The following is a 17,811-nucleotide window of genomic DNA, read 5'->3' on the forward strand; positions in this document are numbered from 1 at the left end:
GCTACCTCGCCGGACTCCACCTCCGCGCCTCCATGATCTGGATCAAAGACCTCACCCAAACCACTCAGTGACCACAACTCAATACAGGCCCTAGTAGCGGGGTTGCGCACTGTTATGGTTCGATCGTATCAATAAGAGGAACGGTGTACGACGAACGGTGCACGACGGGGAGGAACGAGCGAATGAAGTACGTGCTGTGGCAGGTGCTGGGGATGGTCCTGGTCGCCCTGGGCGGTCAGGGGGTCATCCGGCTGCTGATCGACCAGGACAAGCCCGGCCTGCTCGGCTGGGTCCCCGGCGGCTTCGCGGCCCACCTGATCGGCTACCTCGCCGTCACGGCCGCCGGCGGTGTGCTGGCGGGCTGGGCGGCCGAGCGGGTGCAGAAGGCCAAGGCGCAGCGGTGAGGGCGGGCGCTGCGGACACGCGGCGTCGAGGCGCGCGCGGACGCAGCGCCCGCTACGGATACGGATACGGACGTACGCGGATCAGCGGGCGTACTCCTTGAGTTCCTCGGTGTCGAGGGTGATGCCTACGGGGGCGGGCAGCTCGACCGTGGCGCCGTAGTCGTACGACGGGTGCTTCCGGTACTGGCCGTTCTCCAACTCGCTGTACACGGTGAGGGAGCAGGTCTCGCGGTCGATGAGCAGGTAGACGGGGATGCCGGCGTCCGCGTAGGCGAACCGCTTCTCGTGGCGGTCCCGCTTGTCGGTGTCGGCGTCGTGGGAGGTCACCTCGACGGTCATCAGGACGCCGTCGGGCTCGGCCCACTCGCCCTGGCCCGCGAAGTGCCGACGAGGCGCGAGCGCGCCGTCCGGGCGGGCGCGGCCCTTGCGGTACGTCTCGACTCGCAGCCCTTGCTCGGGGTACAGATCCAGCTCCGGTCGGTGCTGCATGCACTGCCGCAGCAGCCACATGAAGATGGTTCCGTGGTCGCCGTCGGGCACCGGCTTGACCTCAAGCTTTCCGTCGATGAATTCGAGCGTCACTGTTTCGGGGGCTGCGTGGGAGATCTGCTCGAAGTCCTCGACTGCCATCTGGGGCTGGTCGGCGGTGCTGGGGGTCATGGTGTCGCCTCCTTCCCTACATCGTGCCCTGCTGCGGGTACGGACGGGCGATGTGGTCATGCGTGGTTCCTCTCTGGTGGGCGGATGGCGGCGGCACGGGCCTCGTCGGCGCGCGCGTGTACGTATGCGGGTGGGAGGGCGGGCGGGTGGCGGTCCGGCGGGGTCTCGCCCCGGCAGGGGGCGCAGATGCCGCCGGGCAGGGCCTCGGGGCGGCCGGGAGCGCGGCAGACGGTGCATTCGAGGACGCGCAGGGGTGCGGGGCGCGTACCGTCCGGCTCCCATGGCGGCGGGGGCGGCATCTTCGCGATGAGGCGGGCGCGGGTGAAGCCGTACGCGTGCCGGACGTTGGACGGCAGCCCGTCGGCGAGGGCGTGCAGGAACTGGGCGGGCGTCGCGCCGCGCGCGAACCACTCGGCCGCCAGCGCCTCCAGGGACGCGCAGTCGTCGGCGGAGAGCGTCAGGCGGGGTTCGGCGCGGCCGAGGGCGGCCAGCTGGTCGTACGCCTGGGAGCGGGTAGCTCGTTCGGGTTCGGTCCGGGGCGGCTGCTGCGCGTCGGGTACGTTCCCGGCGCGGAACGCCATCCACCACGCGTCGTCCCGTGCCGTACGGGAGAAGTACGTGCGCGTCACCCAGCGCGGGCTGCCGTCCTCGCCCCAGTGGTGTTCGGCGACGCGGCGCAGGTGACCGGCCTCCGACAGGCGGCGCAGCGCCGTGCGCAGGGCGCACTGCCCGTAGTCCGGCAGCACTTTGGCGAGGGTCTTCACGGAGATGTCCGCGCCGTCCGGCAGCCGGTCCAGGTACGCCGCCACGGATGCCTCGCGACGCGGGAGGTGCGCGAAATCGTGGGCTTTGCGGGGGAGTTGGGACGGCGCGCTGCGCTTGCCGTAGCCGGTACTCGCCATGGGGTGTGCGGCCGGGGAGGGGGCAGCGTTAAAGTCTTCGGTAGCCATAGAGATCGCTCTTTCGATCTTGGTGGTCAGACCCCGGACGTGTGTTGGTAGCACCGGCCGGGGTCGTTTGTTGTCGCGAACGCTAAACCGTCATTACGTGCCGTGGCAAGTCGGTCGCGTTAAGTCATCCCGGCTGCCGCGCGCGGGAGTTGGGAGGGGGGTGGGTAAGTCCTCCCAGCCATTCCTTGGAAAGAGCGCCCGGACTGCGGGGCTTGAGCTCCGGGGCGCGAGGCGCTCTTTCCGGACGTATTCAGGCGGGGCGTATTCAGGCGGCGCGTTCGGCCATGATGACCACGCTCGGCCCGCTGTTTTCATTCGCGGGAAGCCGGAGTTCGGCCACCGGGCGCAGACCGGCCCGCTCGATCAGTTCCACGAACTGTTCCGGCCGCCATTTGTGCGTGGTCCAGCGAACGGGCACTCCTCCGTATGCCTCGGTGCGTACCGCGTCCTCGTCGCCGACGTGCGTTCCGGTGATGAAGTGGCCGCCCGGTTTCAGTGCGCGCGCGAACATGGCGAGCACCTGGGGGAGGACGTCGCGGGGGAGGTTGAACAGAGACCACCAGCCGAGCACGCCGCCGAGCGACGCTTCCGCGAGGTCGAGGTCGGTGGCGGAGGAGACGCTGAAGCGGCATTCCGGGTGCAGTCGGCGCGCGTTCTCGATCATGCGAGGAGAGAGGTCCACCCCGGACACGTCGATTCCGCGTTCCGCGAGGTAGGCGGTCACCGTTCCGGGCCCGCAGCCGACGTCGAGGACGGGGCCGAGCCCGTTCACCGTATCCGCGAACGCGTCGATCGACGCCTTGAGCCAGGGGTGGCGGCGGATGTCGCCCATTCCCGTCGTCGCCACCATGTGGGCGTAATTGTCGGCTACTCGGTCATAGGACTCACGGACCGTGTCGAGATCTGCTGGACGGTCGATCGGGTGTGCGCACATCGGCTGACGGTATCGGTTGTTGTCAAAGTGCTTTTGGGGTACGGGATTGCTTGGCAACTGCCGTTGTTTGGGGCGGGCTTCGGCTCGGGGGCCGTCGGGGTGTCGACCGTTGAGGGGTCAGTCCGGGGGTGTGTCGGTGAGCAGTCGGATGCCATCGATCAGTGCCTGAGCCTGGCCGTCGGGCCAGTCCGCGATCCGGCCCGCGAGGTGGCGGGCCAGGCTGTCGCGGAGCCCGGCGACCGCGGCGCGGCCTTGGGGTGTCAGCGTGAGCAGCGTGGCCCGGCGGTCGCGGGGGTCGGGGCTGCGTTCGAGCAGGCCCGCGGCTTCGAGCCGGTCGGCGTAGCGGCTTGCCCCGGAGCGGTCGATCCCGACCTCGTCGGCCAGTCGCGCCGCCGATTGCGGTCCGAGCCGGTCCAGCCCGCTGAGCACCGGGTAGGTCTGGCGGTCGACGCCCGGCGGCGCCGATTCGAGGGCCGCGTTGTAGAGCGCGCTCCGGTTGCGTCGCAGCAGCAGCTGTCCCAGCGCTTGCTCAAGGTCCCGTGCCAGATCCGTACGTGCCATCCGGCAATCATACGTGCGAATCGCACGGAATGGGCGTAGGGTCTTTGCGTGTGAGTCGCACGCATTTTTCCTAGGGGGTCTCATGGTCATGGGTCATGTGCTGTCGGGGCGGATCATCGGTCAGCCGGACGGCATCGCGGTGGACGCCGAGCTCGCGACACCGGTGGACACCGAGCTCGCGACACCGGGCGGCGCGGGCGAGGTTGTCGAGCGACTGAACGGCGCGCGGCGGGCCGAGGGGGCGCGGTGAGGGCCGAGAGGCGCCGCAGCGCGCTGATCGGGCCGGTGCTGGTGTTGGCCACGCTGGTCTCCAGCATCATCAGCTCGTTCGGCGCTCCGCTGATCCCCACTGTCGCTCGTGAATTTCATGAGTCGTTGAGCACGGCACAGTGGTCGCTGACCGTGGCACTGCTGGTCGGCGCGGCGAGTTCCCCGGTCCTGGGGCGGCTCGGCGACGGCCCGCGACGGCGGGTGACGCTGCTCGGCGGCCTGGCCGTGGTCACGGCGGGCGGTGTCGTGGCCGCGTCGGCAGGCGACTTGGGGACGTTGCTCGTCGGCCGCGGACTGCAAGGCGCCGGGCTCGGGCTGGTGCCGCTGGCGATGGCCACCGCTCGGGACGAACTGCCGCAGGCCAAGGTCGCGCCGATGATCGCGCTGCTGTCGGTATCGGCGGGGGCCGGCCTCGGCGCCGGTTACCCGATCAGCGGGTTGCTCGCCGAGGCGTGGGGGCTGGCGGGCGCGTACTGGTTCGGCGCGATCGTGTCCGGCCTCGCGTTGATCTGCGTCGCCGCCGTCGTACCGTCGAGCGCGGGGCGCAGCGCACCTGAACGGCTCGACTACGTCGGCGCCGTGCTGCTCGCGTTGGCGCTGGTCACCACACTGGTGGCAGTGGCGGAGGGGACGCGGTGGGGTTGGGGTTCGCCTGCGATCATCGGCCTGTTGGCCGCCGGGGCAGTGTTCTTCGCGGTGTGGGCCGTGCAGCAACTGCGTGCCGGGAACCCGCTGGTTCAGCTGCGTCTGCTGCGCCATCCCTCCGTGCTCTCCGCCGATGCCTGCGCCATGGTGCTCGGCGTCGCGATGTACATGGTGCTTTCGGGGGCGACGGAGTTCGTGCAATCCCCGCGCTCGGGCGGATTCGGGTTCTCCGCGTCGGCCGTCGTGGCCGGCCTCGTCCTCATCCCCCTGTCCTTCTTCATGCTGATCAGCTCCCGCACCCTGCCGACCTTGGTGAAACGCGTAGGCATCCGGGCGGTACTGACGCTGGGCTGCCTCGTAGCCGCGCTGGGCTGCGGATTCTTCGCCGTCTTCCATGACGCCCTGTGGCAGGCCTTCGTCATGACGGGCGTCCTGGGAGTGGGGCTGGGCATCACCTTCGCCGCGATTCCCGGCGTGATCGTGCGGGCGATCCCCGCCCGGGAGACAGGCAGCGCCATGGGCTTCTACCAGGTGGTCCGCTTCACCGGCTTCTCCCTGGGCAGCGCGCTCGCCGCCACCGTCCTGGCCGCCCACGTCAGCGGCGACGGCCGACCGACGGTGGGCGGCTTCACCATGGTGCTGTGGATCTCCGCCGGCTTCTGCGTCACCGCCGCCGCCCTCGCCTGGTTCCTGCCCGCCCGATCCACCGGGTCCACAGCCGACCAGGATCAGGGCCGGGGCGAGGACCAGGGCGAGGACCAGGGCCAGGGCGAGAACCAGGGCCAGGGTGATCGTGTTACGGGCCCGTAGGGAACTGGCGGGTTCCGGCGGCGTGTTACGCGGGGCGCGTCGGGTGGTACAGCCGCCAGGTCACGTTGAGTCCGCTGCCGGCGGGGGCCACGGGTGCCGGTGCGGGTTCGCTGTGGAGTTCGGTGAAGCCCAGGCGGCGCGGTATGGCGGCGCTGGAGACGTTGGCCGAGTCGTGCGTGATCTCCAGGTACTCCACGTCCGGCAAGGTGAACATCTCGGCGACCAGCGCCGCCGCCGCTCTTGTGGCGATGCCCCGGCCGGTGGCGGCGGGGTGCAGCCAGTAGCCCAGGCAGCGGCCCCGGGGCTCGGGCGCGCGGTAGCTCTGGCACATGCCGATGGGAACGCCGTCTTGGGTGATGGCGTAGTTGAAGACCTCGCCGGTGGCCCACTTCGACTCGGAGTTCGCGAGGAGGGTCCGGGTGCTCTCCTCGCTGTGACCGGCGGCCCATGGCTCCCAGGGAAGCAGATGCTCCAGGGACTCCTCGATCAACGTGAAGGCGGGGGCGAAGTCCTCCTGCCCCCGCCAGCGTCGGAGGACGAAGTCCCCGCACTCGATGAGCTGCCTCGGTCGCGCCATGGCGGTCATGATTGTTCGCGGAGTGCCGATCCGCAATCAGTCCGGGGCGTGCCCCGCTAACGCGGCGCGACGGTCGCGAACACTCCCCGTACGGCCGTTCCGTCCGGCCAGGTCCACCCGGCGACCACCGAGCATTCGGACGGGTGCGGTGCTTCCTCCGCCGCTCGCAGGACGCGGTTGATCCGGACGTCGGGCCCGGCGTCCGGGGCGGTCCCGTGCACGGTGACGGTCGGGTCGGGGGCGTCGCTCACGCTCTGCTGCTGCGGTGCGGACTCGCCGCGCAGGAGCGCGTACAACTGGCCCATCAGCACGGGGTCGTGGACGCCGTCGTAGATCCACCGGGTGCCGAGCACTCCGTGCTCGGAGGTGCCGATCAGCGCCTCGTCGGGGGCGCCCTCCAGCGCCGCGTCGCGGTAGCTCATCGGCACCAGGTACGCCACCGGCTCCTGCCCGGCGGTGTCCAGCGCGACCATGAACTCGATCCCGACCGCGCCCTCCGGATCGTCCAGCCGGAAGCCACCGACCCCGGCCAGAGCGGGCGTTGCCGCGCCGCCCGCGTACCAGCTCTGGCGTGGCAGCCAGTCGGTGAGCAGTTCCAGCTTGTTGGGCTTCATGGTGGTGCGGTACACGGTTGCCATACGAGCTTCCTCACACGAAGGTCCGGGCAGTCCTGCAACGGACCGGTTGGCGAAGTCGGCCGCGGAAGGGAAGCGATGTCGCTTCTGGGGCGCAGCCGCGCAAGGAGCCTACCTCGGGCCTCCGAGGGAAGTTCACGGTGCAACAGGGGCGGGAAGCCGCCCAATTCCGCCCCCAGGATAAACGTTTTGGCGTGCGGTTATCCCACTTCAATCGCCACAAGGGGCGGGGTGGTCGACCAGAGTGCGAGCCCGGCTCTGCCGCCAAAGCTCTCGACGGCCACCTGCGGCGTGTGCATAATTCTGCCCTGCCGGATGGGCGACGATGCATGAATCGAATTTCGAGTATATTTCGAACTGGCGACGGAAGCGTCAGGCGAGGCCGGAATTTCTTGGCATCCGGTGTGCATGTATGTATTGACCAAGCCGATGGCAGGGGCGAAGACTTCGGGTTCCGCGACGAGCCTGAGGGGATGATGGCGTGTCCGCATCTTCGGATTCATCGAATTGGTTTCCTGGCGCCACTGGATATAGAGACTTTATCAATGAATTCCGTGCCGCCGTGGCGCCGGGTGAGCGCGAGTATCTACGGCACACGCCGCCGTTGATTCTGCTGGGCATCCCGGGTGAAGGTGCGGGCTACACCGACCGAGTGGAACGGGTCGTCACGTCATTGGTCGGTGGCATCCATAAGGACCGAAAACTTGTTCCGTATATTTCGGTAGAGCTGGAGCTTTACAGGAGGGAGCAGCCGCCGCTACTGGCTGAGGCCGTGGGCGATGGACTGGCATCGGAAGCGCCTCGGAACATGACGCCAAACCAGTTCTCGGACTTCGAAATTCTGAGAGCTTTCGTCAAGCGCCTTCGTAATCCGCCAGAAGGGGAAGACGATCCCAACGCGGCGAAGCCGCTACGCGACCACGCTTACAGCGAGCACATCGAAAACGGCGGCTTGCTCAAGGCGTTATGGGTGCTCGGCGGAAGGCAAGCGCCCCCCGTGCCGGGAGGGCTTACGGGTTGGCTGCTGGAGTCCGTGCTCCAACCCCTCTTGCGGACTCTGCCGCGATGGCTGTGGGCGCGACGGAAGACCCGCAGGCTCATGCGTGGCTGGCTCGGTACCGAGCTGAACCTCAGCAGGAGCCGCGAGGGGCTGTTCGAGGCGCTGAGCGATGTCGCCAGTGTGCAGAAGGAGCGCCTGGCCCTGCCGGTGGGAGATCCCCAGCACCAGGATGCGTTGGAATTCCTGGAGAAAGTGCTCGTGCAGGCCCTGCTGACGGATTTGAGCAGGCCCGCTGTCGGCCGCTTGCTTCCCAAGCGGAGGCGACGCACTGCTCGGCCGACTGTGCTGGTGGCGCTGCCCCCGCCCGGCACGGAAGGAAGCCGGATGGCTGAGCGATTCCTGCGCTCCTTCGGCGAGGCGCGGAGTGCCGGCCGGTCTCTCGGCCCGCTCGTCATCGTAGTAGGGCAACTGTCACCGGCGTTCCTCGCCGAACTGAACCCCCAGGAGTGCAGCCTCACCCAAGCGGGGCTTTCGTTGCGCCAGCCCACCGGGGCAATGGTGTCGACACTGCTGCCAGAGAATTCCTTCACGCCGGGCGGATTTCCCGTGCAGCGTGTGGACCCCAAGCGATACCGAATCGACTGGCGTGTCCAGACAGCGCTCATGACAGTCCTGGGTCTGCTCTGCACCATGCTGCTGGGCATCGCCGCGAGTCCGTTGTTCGGCCTGGACGCGGCGTCGCCTTGTACTGACGGCAACGAGGCCATCGCCGGTCCTGGCGCAGCCGTCCCTCCTATGGTCGACCACCAGGACTGGGATGCCGTCCAGAAAGCGATCGAGCGGGAAAATGAGCGGGCCAAAAAGTTCGCCGAGACGCGGCCGGTTCGAACTGTGGTGCACATGGGGTCGAGCGAGCCCGCGAACGAGACCGATGCACAATTCGACGGCTCGATCCCTGAACTGCGCGGCATCGCGCTGTACCAGAAAAAGCTGAATGACGGAGCGCGGACCAATCGGAACCTGATTCCCCTGATCGTCGAAGAACGTAGTGTGGGAAATTTCTTCGAAAATGCCGAGAACATGGCGCGGGGGTTGGTCAGCGACATCAAAAATCAACCGAAGGGTGAGGAATTCAGGACGATTATTGGGGTGATAGGGCTGGCGCAGAGCCGGGAGGAGACCAAGAAGGCACTCCAGGTGCTCGGGCGGGCGCACATTCCCGTGGTGGGAACCACAGCGACCGCAGATGAAATGGGGGGCGCGTTCGGGGGTGCCTACTGGCCTCTGACCCCGAAGAACTCGACCGAGGCCCGTATCGCGGCGAAGTTCGTACACACATTTCGTATCGTGCCGCGTGGAGAAAGTGTGGGCGGGTGCACTGCGGCCGATCACGCGATCGTGGTCGAGAAGGCAGCGGATCTGTACAGCAAGAGCCTGGCGAAAAAATTCCAAGATCAATTCGAATCCCTCACGTCAAGCGCTTCACGCTACACGATCAACTTCGACCAGAATGGTTCTGCTACCGATTCGGAAGCGAACGTTGACTTGGACAGTGCGAGCCGTCTCGCCGACAGCGTATGCGACCGTCTCAAGGCATACCCGCACTCGATTGTGTATTGGGCCACGCGAGCAGGTGACTTCAGCGCCTTTCTGGATGCCATGGATGAACGGACCACCTGCACCCGCAATGGGGTGGCCGTGCTGGGAGGGAACGAACTGACCAATCTGGCAACCAACGGTGCCTTCAACGGCAAGCAGTGGCTGAGGCTGTATTACTCCGCGCACAGTCTCCCGAAGGACGACCCCCGAGCCACCAAGGTGGCAAAGAACTACGCACGTGACTACGACGCGTTTGTGAAGCACGCTGACCCGTGGCGACAGGACGGCCACTCGGCGGTCGCCTACGACGCGCTGCACGCGCTGGCGCGGGCGGCCGAGATCGCGCACGACAGTGACAATCTGACGACCGCTGGAATGCGCAGCGCGTTCAGGAGCGTGGAATTCGAGGGGGCAACTGGGTATAGCAAGTTCCAGGACAGTGGTGACCCGCCCTACCAGAAGACGCTGGTGATATTGCGGGCGTCCCACAAGGGGCCGCGCGCTGTGCTCGCATGCGGCGCCTACGCGATGGGACAGACATACGCGAGCCAAGACGCGGCCTGCGGTTCTTGATGGAGCGTTGCTGCCCATGAGCACCTTGACGACCAGCGGCGACGCGGCCCGCCGGGGTGGACGGCCCCAGTAGCGCTGGAATTCTCCGCGCTGCCCCTCGGGCAGGGCCGTCCTCCGGTGCGATGAAGCCGTATCCCTTCTCATCGTTGAACCACTTCACCGTGTCGAAGTCGACTACGGCGCACAGGTCTTGCGATGAGCTGACGGCAGGCAGGCAGGCAGGCAGGCTGTCTGGCATCGGCGTCGGCCGGCAGAGAGATGCTTACCGCAGTGCCGAGTGCGAGGACAGGCGCACACATCAGGACACGGGCCACGACACCCGGTTGCGCTGGGTGGAGCGAGTTCATGGCATGGGGAATCGTCCATACAGGGAGAGTTGATCTTGATCTATGACTTTCCTGGTTGAGTATCGCTACGCGTGATGTCAACCGTGTGAGTGCTGCGCCGATGCCTCGCTCGGCGGCTCGTTCAGCTCGATGAGCATCTGCTTGCTGAAGCCGAAGAAGTACGTGGCCACGAACCCCACGACATACCCGGCCACCAGCCCCGCCGCGTAGATCGCGACCGTCGTCCCCAGGCCGTGATCGCCCTTGAGGAGGGGGAAGAGGGCCCAGCCGGAGGGGCCGATGGCGGTGGAGCCGACCGCGTCGCCGAGCTGGTTGAAGAGGCCGACGAAGCCGCCGCCGAACGCGCCGCCGATGCACGCCGTGATGAACGGGCGGCCCAGCGGAAGCGACACGCCGTAGATGAGGGGCTCGCCCACGCCCAGGAAACCGGCCGGGAGCGCCGACTTGATGGTCTTGCGGATCGAGTCGTTGCGCGGCAGCCGCAGATAGACCGCGACGGCCGCGCCGACCTGGCCCGCGCCCGCCATGGCGAGGATCGGCAGCAGGACCGTGAAGCCCTGCTGCTCGATGAGGGTGGTGTGGATGGGGATCAGGGCCTGGTGCAGGCCGAGCATCACCAGCGGGAGGAAGAGGCCGCCGAGTACGAAGCCCGCGCCCGCGCCGCCGTTGGCCAGCAGCCAGTTGGCGAAGTCGCCGATCGCGGTCGAGACCTCGCCCGCGACGAACATCAGGCCGAAGAGGGTGACCAGCCCGGAGACCAGCACGGTGAGGGTGGGGGTGACCAGGACGTCCAGGGACTCCGGCACCCACTTTCGGCACAGCCTCTCCACGTACACGGCGAGCAGCGCCGCGCCCAGCGCGCCCAGCACGCCGCCCTGGCCCGGCGCGAGCTTCTGGCCGAAGGCGCTGACGTTCTGTACGCCCGCGAAGACGACGATCGCCGCCACCGCGCCGCCGAGAATGGGTGTGCCGCCGAACTCCTTCGCCGTGTTGTAGCCGACGAACACCGCGATCAGCGACATGAAGCCGGACGCGATGGCCGTGAGCGCCGGGACGATTCCGGGCAGCCAGCCCAGGTTGGCCAGCAGGCCGTTGATGCCCGCGACGATGCCGCAGCCGATGAGCGCCGGGATCAGCGGCACGAAGATGTTCGCGATCCGGCGGAGGAAGAGCTTGACCGGCGTCGCGTTACGCGCCTTCTGCCGGTCCTTGATCGCCGCGCCCTGGGCCGCCAGTTCGTCGGCGGTCGTGGGGTTCGCGGAGGACGCGGGGGCGGCGGGGCCTTCGTCCGGTACAGCGGCGGGCGTCGGCGCGGCCGTACGTTCCGCCGCCCGTTCCTCCGCCACCAGCGCCTCGAACTCCGGCGTGACCCTCGCGACCGGACCCGGCCCGAGCACGATCTGGTACGTGTCGTCGTCCACCACCCCCAGCACGGCGGGCAGCGCTTTCAACTCCTCCTCCCGCACCAGGGAACGGTCCCGGAGCGAGAGGCGGAGGCGGGTCATGCAGTGGGCGATGGTGTCGATGTTCCCGGCGCCGCCGACGAGCGGGAGGATCGCGGCGGCGGTGGCGCGGTTCTTGTCGTCTGTTGCCATGGTGCGGGTGCCTTGTTCTGGTGCGGGGCCCGCGCGATGGACTCGCGGGGCCGGGTTTCGGGGCCCGGGAAGCCGGGCCCGGGAGCCGTCAGGCCATCGACGCGTGCAGCGCCGCACGCAGATGGCCGCCGGATTCGGCGAGGAGGCGGGCGGCGGTGGGGCCGTCCACGCTGCCCAGGACGCAGAGGATCGCGTTCTTCACCTCCCCGCCGGTCGCGGCCAGCGCCGCCTCGATCTCGTCGTCGGCGGCCCCGGTCGCCAGCGCGACGATGCGCCGCGAACGGGCCCGCAGCTTCTCGTTGGAGGCCCGCACGTCCACCATCAGGTTTCCGTACGTCTTGCCGAGCCGGATCATGGTGATCGTCGAGAGCATGTTCAGAACGAGCTTCTGCGCCGTACCCGCCTTCAACCGGGTCGATCCGGTGAGGAGTTCGGGGCCGACGACGACCTCGATGCCGTGCTCGGCGGCGGCCGCGAGCGCCGAGTCCGGGTTGCAGGACAGCCCGATGGTGAGCGCCCCGGCCGCGCGGGCGTGCTCGACGGCCCCGATCGCGTACGGCGTGCGGCCCGAGGCGGAGATGCCGACGACGGTGTCCTCGGCGCTCAGACCGAGCGCGTCGAGGTCGGCCGCCGCCAGCTCCTTGCTGTCCTCGGCCCCCTCGACAGCCGTGACCATGGCCGACGGGCCGCCTGCGATGAGGCCGACGACCTCCGTCGGCTCGGTGTTGAAGGTGGGCGGGCACTCGCTCGCGTCGAGGATGCCGAGCCGGCCCGCGGTGCCCGCGCCCGCGTAGACCAGCCGGCCGCCGCGGCTCATCCGGGCGGCGGTGGCGTCGATGGCGGCGGCGATGCGCGGCAATTCGGCGGCGACGGCGGTGGGGACGGTGGCGTCCTCGCCGTTCATGATCTTCGCGATGTCGAGGGTGGGAAGCCGGTCGATCTCGGCCAGCTCGGGGCGGAACGCCTCGGTGGCCAGCGTGTCGAGCTGGGCGCGCAGCCGCGAGTAGTCGGTGGTGGAGGCTGAGGGCGTCATGGCAGTGCGGCTCTTTCTCTGCTGGTGACATCTTTTGTGCGGTGGGGGGATGTCTCGGGTACGGCGGGTACGGGGGCGCGGGCCGGCGGCCGTACGGGCGGAGGCCGTGCGGGCGGAGGCCGTGCGGAGGGTGCGCGGGTACCGGGCGGGCACGGGGAACCACCGGGGCCTTCGCCGTCCGTCCGCCCGAGCGCCCGTCCGTCCGAGCGCCCGCGCTGTGTTCCTCGGCGTACGGGGTCTGCCGTCGTCGTACGGACCCCGCCTCAGCGGCCGACGCGTGGGTCCCGGCGGTGGGCCAGCGCCTCGTACGAGGCCGACAGGGCGGGCGCGGCCGTCTCGTACGTACGCTGCGCCACCCCTATGAACAGGCAGTCCACGACGAGGAGCTGACTGGTCCGGCTCGACATGGCTGCCGGGCGCAACTCGCTCTCGCGGGCGGTGGAGGTGGTGAGGATGTGGTCCGCGTACTGCGCGATCTCCCCGTCCGGGCGGCCGGTGATCGCGACCGTGGTGGCCCCGTGGTCGAAGGCGGCGTGCAGCGGCTCTATGACGTCGGCCGTCCGCCCGGAGTGGGTGATGGCGATGGCGACGTCCCCGGCGCGCAGCTGCACGGCATTGGTGACCGCCAGATGCAGGTCGGAGTGGGAGTGCGCGATGAGCCCGATGCGCAGCAGCTTCTGCACGAGGTCCTGGCCGACGAGGCTGGACGCGCCGATGCCGTACACGTCGATGCGGCGGGCCCCGACGAGCGCGCCGATCGCGGACTCCAGCTGTGTGGTGTCGAGCACGGCGGCGGTGTCGGCGAGGCACTGCTGTTCCTCGTGCGCGAGCTTGGCGACGACGTCCGTGATGGAGTCGTCGACCGCGATGTCGGCGGTGACGGCGGGGGCGCGCCCGGCCGCCTGCTGCGCGGCCAGGGCGGCGAGGGCGAGCCGCAGATCCCGGTAGCCGGGGTAGCCGAGGGTGCGGGCGGTCCGTACGACCGTGGCCTCGCTGGTCCCCGTGCGCTCCGCGAGTCCGGTGACGGTGAGCGCGGCGCAGCCGGCCGGGTCGTGGGCCACGGCCTCGGCGACGCGCTGCATCGAGCGGGTCATGGAGGGCCCGAGCGTGCGGACCCTGGCCGCCAGGGCCGCCGGGGGCGGCGGCGTGGAACCGGCTGCGAAAGTTTCTTTCAGGCTGCTGCTCACCCTTGGAAGATATTTTCAGGACGGGGCGGCGTCAACCCCCTGCGGATGCCTGTGGATATCGACGCCTGGGGGAGTGGCGGCCACCAGGGGATTCCGACGCCAGGGGATTCCGACGCCTGTGGATATCGAGGCGGACGGGGCTTCGGTCCCGCGCGGGGCGGTCGGGCGACAATGGAGGGTATGGAGCTCGAACAGTCATTGCACACGGCGCGGGCGCTCATCCTCGCCGACCTGGTGGCGGGCGAAGTCGCCGAGGCCGACGTCGTATCGCTCGTGGAGGACGCCGTCGCGCACCGCCGATGGTGGGTCGAGCAGTGGCCGCAGGGCGCCGAGTTCGTGGCCGGGCTCGTCGCCCAGGACGTACAGGACGCGCTGCTGGAGCGGTACGGACGGTGGCCGCTGTGCCCGGTCTGCGCGGGGGACGGGAACCCGCACGCGCTGGACGTGGAGCCCGAGCTGGGGCCGGATCCGCACTGGGTCTGCGGCAAGGCGGGCGTGGTGGTCGCGCCCGTCGGAAGGCTGGGCCGGGGGCCCGGCGGCGGCCCCGGCCCCAACGGTCCCGGCGGCCGTCCCGGCGACGAGCCGGGCGGCGGGCTGTCATGACCGTCTACGTCGACCCGCCGACCTGGCCGGGGCACGGGCGGATGTGGTCGCACCTGGTCAGCGACGTGTCGTACGACGAGCTGCACGCGTTCGCGGCGGGCATCGGGTGCCCGCCGCGCGCCTTCGACCGGGACCACTACGACGTGCCGTCGACGCGGTACGCGGACGCGGTCCGGGCGGGGGCCGTGGAGGTCGGCAGCAAGGAGCTGCTGCGGCGGCTCACGGAGGCGGGGCTCCGGCGGGCCAAGGGGCGGGCCCCTTCGACGGGGCCGACTCCTTCTTGACGGGGGCTCTTCGGGCAGGGGCGGTCCCCTTCGAAGGGAACCGCCCCTGCCGCTCGACTCGGCCTCAGTGAGCAGCGTGAGCCGTAAGCAGTGAGCAGCGAGCAGTGAGAGCAGCCGTCCGTCAGCAGCCGTCCGTCAGCAGTCAGCAGTCGGCCGGGGCAGTGGTCGCGCAGGCCGGCTTCTCCAGCGAGTGCGCCGATTCGGCGGAGGAGCGCGTCGAGTCGGCCGTGTGCCCCGATTCCGCCGAGGAAGCCACCAGGCGGGACGGCGTGCCCGTAGCGCGGTGCAGGCGCGAGGCCACCGCCGTCGTGCACACGGCGAGCGCCGCCAGCGCCGCGCCCGTCCAGGCCACCGCCGGGTAGCCCCAGCCCGCGCCGATGACGAGGCCGCCGAGCCAGGGGCCGACCGTGTTGCCGATGTTGAACGCGGCCGTGGTGGTCGCGCCCGCCAGGGTCGGCGCGGCGGAGGCGACGTTGAACATCCGGGCGTTGAGCGCGGGCGCGGTCGTGAAGGCGGAGACGCCGAGCATCAGGGCCAGTACGACGGCGGCCGGCGCGCTGTGCGCCGTCAGGGCCAGGATCGCGAGGACGACGGTGGAGGCCGTGATGCCCGCGTACATGGTGCCGAAGAGGTGCGCGTCGGCGATGCGGCCGCCGACGGCGGTGCCGATCAGCGCGCCGACGCCGAAGAGCGCCAGCACCATCGGGACCAGGCTCTCCTTCAGCCCGGCGGCCTCGGTCAGCAGCGGGCCGAGGTAGGAGAAGAGGCAGAAGACGGCCGCGCCGTTGAGGGCGGTGGCCGCGAGCGCGAGCCACACCTGGCGGTCGCGGTAGATGGTCAGCTCGGTACGGAGCCGGGGCGCGTCGGCGCCTGTGGCGGGCTTGGTGCGCGGTACGAGCGCGACCACGCCCACGAGCCCGATCACCGACAGTCCGGCCACCGCCCAGAACGCCGAACGCCAGCCCGCGTGCTGCCCGAGGAACGCGCCCGCCGGCACTCCGGCGATGTTCGCGACCGACAATCCGCCGACCATCACGGCCATGGCCCGCGCCCGCGCGGTGACCGGTACCAGCGACACGGCGACGGCCGCGCCCACGGCCCAGAACCCGGCGCAGGCGAGCGCGCTCACCACGCGTGAGACGAAGAGGACCGCGTACGAGGGGGAGAGCGCGCCGACGACCTGCCCCAGGCCGAATATGGCGAGCAGGGCTATCAGGGTCGTGCGGCGGGGCAGTTTCAGCGTCGCCGCCGCCAGTACGGGCGCGCCGACGACCATGCCGACCGCGAAGGCGGAGACCAGGAGACCGGCCTGCGGAATCGATACGCCCATGTCGCGCGCCAGGGGCTGGAGCAGCCCCGACAGCATGAATTCTGAGGTTCCTAGTGCAAAGACGGAGAGCCCGAGCACGTATACGGCCACGGGCATGCGGGACTTGCTGGCGTTGGGCATATTGGAAGCCAGCGTTGGCGACGGGGCGGTGTATTCCTGCGGGGGCGTACGGGGCGCGGGCCGTCTCCTGTGCCCTGCGTCACTCTCCCGTGCCTTACGTCACGCGCTGGGATGCGCCGACAGCAGCTCCAGTTCGGTGGCCATGTTGCGGCGCGCCGTGTGCTCCCAGCGGTCGTACCCCTGGGGGGTACGGAACAGGCGCTCCAGCGCGAGCAGGTGGCGGAGCACGTCCGCCCGCCCCTCGCGGAACGCGTCGTCCGGGACGAAGCCGTACTCCGCGCGCACCGCCGCCGCGTACGCCGCGTACTCCTGCGGCGCCCCCGCCAGTACCGCGAGGTCCGCGTCGCACAGCACCGCGCCGTTGCGGTCGTCGGCCTCCGGTGCGTGGGTGGCGGTGAGGCGTACGAGGCGGGCGACCTCGGCCGTACGGGGCGCGCCGAAGCCCAGTTCCGGGAGGGCGCGCTCGGCCAGATGGGCGCTGCGCTCCTCGTTCTCGGAGCGGTCGGGGCGGTACACGGCGTCGTGGAACCAGGCGGCGAGCGCTACGGCGGCGGGGTCCTCGGCGTGGTGGGCCAGCTCGTCGACGCGGTCGAGGACGACGGCGAGGTGGGCGGTGGTGTGGTACCGGCGCTGGGGCTCGGCCCAGCGGGCGAGGAGGTTCTCGCCGTACGGGCGGGGGTCGGGCCCCTCGGCGCCGCCACGGGCCGACGCGACCAGGTCGGACCAGCGCGCGAGCAGCGCGGGGGAGGGGCCGGACGAGTGCTCGGTGGAGGCAGCCATAAGCCAATTGTGGGGTACAGCTTTCGCTGCTGGTCGCGGTTGTGGCACGCTGTGCTACATGTCTAGACCAATGCTTGAGGTGATCGCCCTCAGCACGGAGGACGCGATCGCGGCCGAGGCCGGAGGGGCTGACCGCCTCGAACTGGTCTCAGACATGGCTGCCGACGGCCTGACCCCCGCCCGCGAGACCTTCGCCGCCGTGCGCGCCGCCGTCTCCATCCCGGTGCGCGTGATGCTGCGCGCCACGGACAGCTTCTCGGCCGGTGACACGGCGGCGCTGGACGCGCTCCGCGCCGCCGCGCGAGCGCTGCGCGAGGAGGGCGCCGAGGAGTTCGTACTCGGATTCCTCACCACGGACGGGCGAGCCGACATGGCGGCCGTGGACGCCCTCACCGAGGCCATGGGGCCTGCGGCCCGCTGGACGTTCCACCGGGCCGTGGACCGGGCGGCCGACCGCGACGCGCTGCGCAAGCAACTCGCCGACCAGCCCGGACTGGACACGTACCTCACGGCGGGCTCCCCGTCGGGCGTCGGCGACGGCCTGGACACACTGCTCGCCGAACAGGCCCGGCGGTCGGCCGGCGACCCCGGCTACGGGCCGCAGATGCTCGTGGGCGGGGGGCTGCGGCTCGCGCACGTACCGGGGCTGCGGGCCGCCGGCGTCGACGCCTTCCACATCGGCGCCGCGTCGCGGCCTTCGGGGTGGGAGGCGCCGGTGGACGCGGGGGCGGTGCGGGTCTGGCGGCAGGCGCTGGACGCGGTGGACGCTTAGCGCGTTTGTCTTTGGCCGCCCCGGCGGGTGCGGGTGCTCCTGTGCCCTCAGAGGCCGTATTCATATCGCTCATCGAGCTTGCGGATCGAACGGGGGTCTGGTTCGTGTGATCTGTGGGAGGTCGGTGCATGAGGACAGGGTC

18 protein-coding genes and 1 pseudogene are annotated in these 17,811 nt (G+C 70.1%); 7 read left to right on the forward strand and 12 right to left on the reverse strand.

What is annotated here, in order from left to right:
• The first annotated feature begins 182 nt into the window (after positions 1–182).
• Positions 183–404: a hypothetical protein gene (locus tag AB0I22_RS38575; protein ID WP_363135710.1), complete on the forward strand. Its 222-nt coding sequence runs from the start codon at positions 183–185 to the stop codon at positions 402–404.
• Between the two features lie 81 nt (positions 405–485).
• On the opposite strand, the gene AB0I22_RS38580 is transcribed toward AB0I22_RS38575, so the two are convergent.
• From AB0I22_RS38580 to AB0I22_RS38595, 4 genes are all read right to left on the reverse strand, one after another.
• A complete protein-coding gene (locus AB0I22_RS38580; protein ID WP_363135711.1) occupies positions 486–1,064 on the reverse strand; it encodes a Uma2 family endonuclease in 579 nt (192 codons plus the stop codon).
• Between the two features lie 56 nt (positions 1,065–1,120).
• Positions 1,121–2,014, reverse strand: coding sequence for a hypothetical protein (locus tag AB0I22_RS38585; RefSeq protein ID WP_363135712.1), 894 nt, complete (start codon positions 2,012–2,014; stop codon positions 1,121–1,123).
• A gap of 265 nt (positions 2,015–2,279) precedes the next feature.
• Positions 2,280–2,948, reverse strand: a complete 669-nt coding sequence (locus AB0I22_RS38590) for a class I SAM-dependent methyltransferase (RefSeq protein WP_363135713.1) — start codon at positions 2,946–2,948, stop codon at positions 2,280–2,282.
• A 117-nt stretch (positions 2,949–3,065) separates the two neighbouring features.
• Positions 3,066–3,509, reverse strand: coding sequence for a MarR family transcriptional regulator (locus AB0I22_RS38595; RefSeq protein WP_363135714.1), 444 nt, complete (start codon positions 3,507–3,509; stop codon positions 3,066–3,068).
• Positions 3,510–3,591: 82 nt separating this feature from the next.
• Here AB0I22_RS38595 and AB0I22_RS38600 point away from each other — a divergent pair, with 82 nt between their 5' ends.
• Positions 3,592–3,759 carry a hypothetical protein gene (locus AB0I22_RS38600; RefSeq protein WP_363135715.1) on the forward strand — a complete coding sequence of 56 codons (168 nt, stop codon included), beginning with the start codon at positions 3,592–3,594 and terminating at the stop codon, positions 3,757–3,759.
• Entirely contained in the window at positions 3,756–5,234 is a 1,479-nt protein-coding gene (locus tag AB0I22_RS38605) for an MFS transporter (protein ID WP_363135716.1), read from the forward strand. The genes AB0I22_RS38600 and AB0I22_RS38605 overlap by 4 nt, the downstream gene beginning before the upstream one ends.
• A 25-nt stretch (positions 5,235–5,259) precedes the next feature.
• On the opposite strand, the gene AB0I22_RS38610 is transcribed toward AB0I22_RS38605, so the two are convergent.
• Together AB0I22_RS38610 and AB0I22_RS38615 are read right to left on the reverse strand one after the other, a co-directional pair.
• The gene (locus AB0I22_RS38610; RefSeq protein ID WP_363135717.1) at positions 5,260–5,811 is read right to left on the reverse strand and encodes a GNAT family N-acetyltransferase; all 552 of its coding nucleotides are present in this window, start codon (positions 5,809–5,811) and stop codon (positions 5,260–5,262) included.
• Between the two features lie 56 nt (positions 5,812–5,867).
• Entirely contained in the window at positions 5,868–6,449 is a 582-nt protein-coding gene (locus tag AB0I22_RS38615) for a 1,4-alpha-glucan branching protein (RefSeq protein ID WP_363135718.1), read from the reverse strand.
• A 478-nt stretch (positions 6,450–6,927) separates the two neighbouring features.
• Between AB0I22_RS38615 and AB0I22_RS38620 the strand changes: the two genes are divergently transcribed.
• Positions 6,928–9,618: an ABC transporter substrate-binding protein gene (locus tag AB0I22_RS38620; protein ID WP_363135719.1), complete on the forward strand. Its 2,691-nt coding sequence runs from the start codon at positions 6,928–6,930 to the stop codon at positions 9,616–9,618.
• Between the two features lie 106 nt (positions 9,619–9,724).
• Here the strand turns inward: AB0I22_RS38620 and AB0I22_RS38625 are convergent.
• From AB0I22_RS38625 to AB0I22_RS38640, 4 genes and pseudogenes are all read right to left on the reverse strand, one after another.
• Positions 9,725–9,856: pseudogene (locus AB0I22_RS38625) on the reverse strand (cold shock domain-containing protein); the annotation flags it as partial.
• A gap of 186 nt (positions 9,857–10,042) precedes the next feature.
• Complete coding sequence (locus AB0I22_RS38630) at positions 10,043–11,560, reverse strand: PTS transporter subunit EIIC (protein ID WP_363135720.1); 1,518 nt, start codon at positions 11,558–11,560, stop codon at positions 10,043–10,045.
• A gap of 88 nt (positions 11,561–11,648) precedes the next feature.
• Positions 11,649–12,593 carry an N-acetylmuramic acid 6-phosphate etherase gene (gene murQ, locus AB0I22_RS38635; RefSeq protein WP_363135721.1) on the reverse strand — a complete coding sequence of 315 codons (945 nt, stop codon included), beginning with the start codon at positions 12,591–12,593 and terminating at the stop codon, positions 11,649–11,651.
• A gap of 263 nt (positions 12,594–12,856) precedes the next feature.
• A complete protein-coding gene (locus AB0I22_RS38640) occupies positions 12,857–13,780 on the reverse strand; it encodes a MurR/RpiR family transcriptional regulator (RefSeq protein ID WP_363135722.1) in 924 nt (307 codons plus the stop codon).
• A gap of 171 nt (positions 13,781–13,951) precedes the next feature.
• Here AB0I22_RS38640 and AB0I22_RS38645 point away from each other — a divergent pair, with 171 nt between their 5' ends.
• Together AB0I22_RS38645 and AB0I22_RS38650 are read left to right on the forward strand one after the other, a co-directional pair.
• Positions 13,952–14,383, forward strand: a complete 432-nt coding sequence (locus AB0I22_RS38645; protein WP_363135723.1) for a hypothetical protein — start codon at positions 13,952–13,954, stop codon at positions 14,381–14,383.
• On the forward strand, positions 14,380–14,667 hold the full coding sequence (locus AB0I22_RS38650; protein WP_363135724.1) for a DUF4031 domain-containing protein: 288 nt from the start codon (positions 14,380–14,382) through the stop codon (positions 14,665–14,667). The genes AB0I22_RS38645 and AB0I22_RS38650 overlap by 4 nt, the downstream gene beginning before the upstream one ends.
• A gap of 142 nt (positions 14,668–14,809) precedes the next feature.
• Here the strand turns inward: AB0I22_RS38650 and AB0I22_RS38655 are convergent, their stop codons facing one another.
• Together AB0I22_RS38655 and AB0I22_RS38660 are read right to left on the reverse strand one after the other, a co-directional pair.
• Positions 14,810–16,093, reverse strand: coding sequence for a Cmx/CmrA family chloramphenicol efflux MFS transporter (locus AB0I22_RS38655; RefSeq protein ID WP_363135725.1), 1,284 nt, complete (start codon positions 16,091–16,093; stop codon positions 14,810–14,812).
• Between the two features lie 123 nt (positions 16,094–16,216).
• Positions 16,217–16,897: a hypothetical protein gene (locus AB0I22_RS38660; protein ID WP_363135726.1), complete on the reverse strand. Its 681-nt coding sequence runs from the start codon at positions 16,895–16,897 to the stop codon at positions 16,217–16,219.
• 58 nt (positions 16,898–16,955) lie between these two features.
• Between AB0I22_RS38660 and AB0I22_RS38665 the strand changes: the two genes are divergently transcribed.
• Complete coding sequence (locus tag AB0I22_RS38665) at positions 16,956–17,669, forward strand: copper homeostasis protein CutC (protein ID WP_363135727.1); 714 nt, start codon at positions 16,956–16,958, stop codon at positions 17,667–17,669.
• The last annotated feature ends 142 nt before the right edge of the window (positions 17,670–17,811 follow it).

It is taken from the genome of Streptomyces sp. NPDC050610 (assembly GCF_040654875.1).
In the GTDB taxonomy this organism is placed as follows: domain Bacteria; phylum Actinomycetota; class Actinomycetes; order Streptomycetales; family Streptomycetaceae; genus Streptomyces.

What these genes read in the sequence shown, in the direction of transcription:
- AB0I22_RS38575 (WP_363135710.1), top strand. Translation starts at nt 183, where the DNA reads ATGAAGTACGTGCTGTGGCAGGTGCTGGGGATGGTCCTGGTCGCCCTG.
- AB0I22_RS38580 (WP_363135711.1), bottom strand. Translation starts at nt 1,064, where the DNA reads ATGACCCCCAGCACCGCCGACCAGCCCCAGATGGCAGTCGAGGACTTC.
- AB0I22_RS38585 (WP_363135712.1), bottom strand. Translation starts at nt 2,014, where the DNA reads ATGGCTACCGAAGACTTTAACGCTGCCCCCTCCCCGGCCGCACACCCC.
- AB0I22_RS38590 (WP_363135713.1), bottom strand. Translation starts at nt 2,948, where the DNA reads ATGTGCGCACACCCGATCGACCGTCCAGCAGATCTCGACACGGTCCGT.
- AB0I22_RS38595 (WP_363135714.1), bottom strand. Translation starts at nt 3,509, where the DNA reads ATGGCACGTACGGATCTGGCACGGGACCTTGAGCAAGCGCTGGGACAG.
- AB0I22_RS38600 (WP_363135715.1), top strand. Translation starts at nt 3,592, where the DNA reads ATGGTCATGGGTCATGTGCTGTCGGGGCGGATCATCGGTCAGCCGGAC.
- AB0I22_RS38610 (WP_363135717.1), bottom strand. Translation starts at nt 5,811, where the DNA reads ATGGCGCGACCGAGGCAGCTCATCGAGTGCGGGGACTTCGTCCTCCGA.
- AB0I22_RS38615 (WP_363135718.1), bottom strand. Translation starts at nt 6,449, where the DNA reads ATGGCAACCGTGTACCGCACCACCATGAAGCCCAACAAGCTGGAACTG.
- AB0I22_RS38630 (WP_363135720.1), bottom strand. Translation starts at nt 11,560, where the DNA reads ATGGCAACAGACGACAAGAACCGCGCCACCGCCGCCGCGATCCTCCCG.
- murQ (WP_363135721.1), bottom strand. Translation starts at nt 12,593, where the DNA reads ATGACGCCCTCAGCCTCCACCACCGACTACTCGCGGCTGCGCGCCCAG.
- AB0I22_RS38645 (WP_363135723.1), top strand. Translation starts at nt 13,952, where the DNA reads ATGGAGGGTATGGAGCTCGAACAGTCATTGCACACGGCGCGGGCGCTC.
- AB0I22_RS38650 (WP_363135724.1), top strand. Translation starts at nt 14,380, where the DNA reads ATGACCGTCTACGTCGACCCGCCGACCTGGCCGGGGCACGGGCGGATG.
- AB0I22_RS38655 (WP_363135725.1), bottom strand. Translation starts at nt 16,093, where the DNA reads ATGCCCGTGGCCGTATACGTGCTCGGGCTCTCCGTCTTTGCACTAGGA.
- AB0I22_RS38660 (WP_363135726.1), bottom strand. Translation starts at nt 16,897, where the DNA reads ATGGCTGCCTCCACCGAGCACTCGTCCGGCCCCTCCCCCGCGCTGCTC.
- AB0I22_RS38665 (WP_363135727.1), top strand. Translation starts at nt 16,956, where the DNA reads ATGTCTAGACCAATGCTTGAGGTGATCGCCCTCAGCACGGAGGACGCG.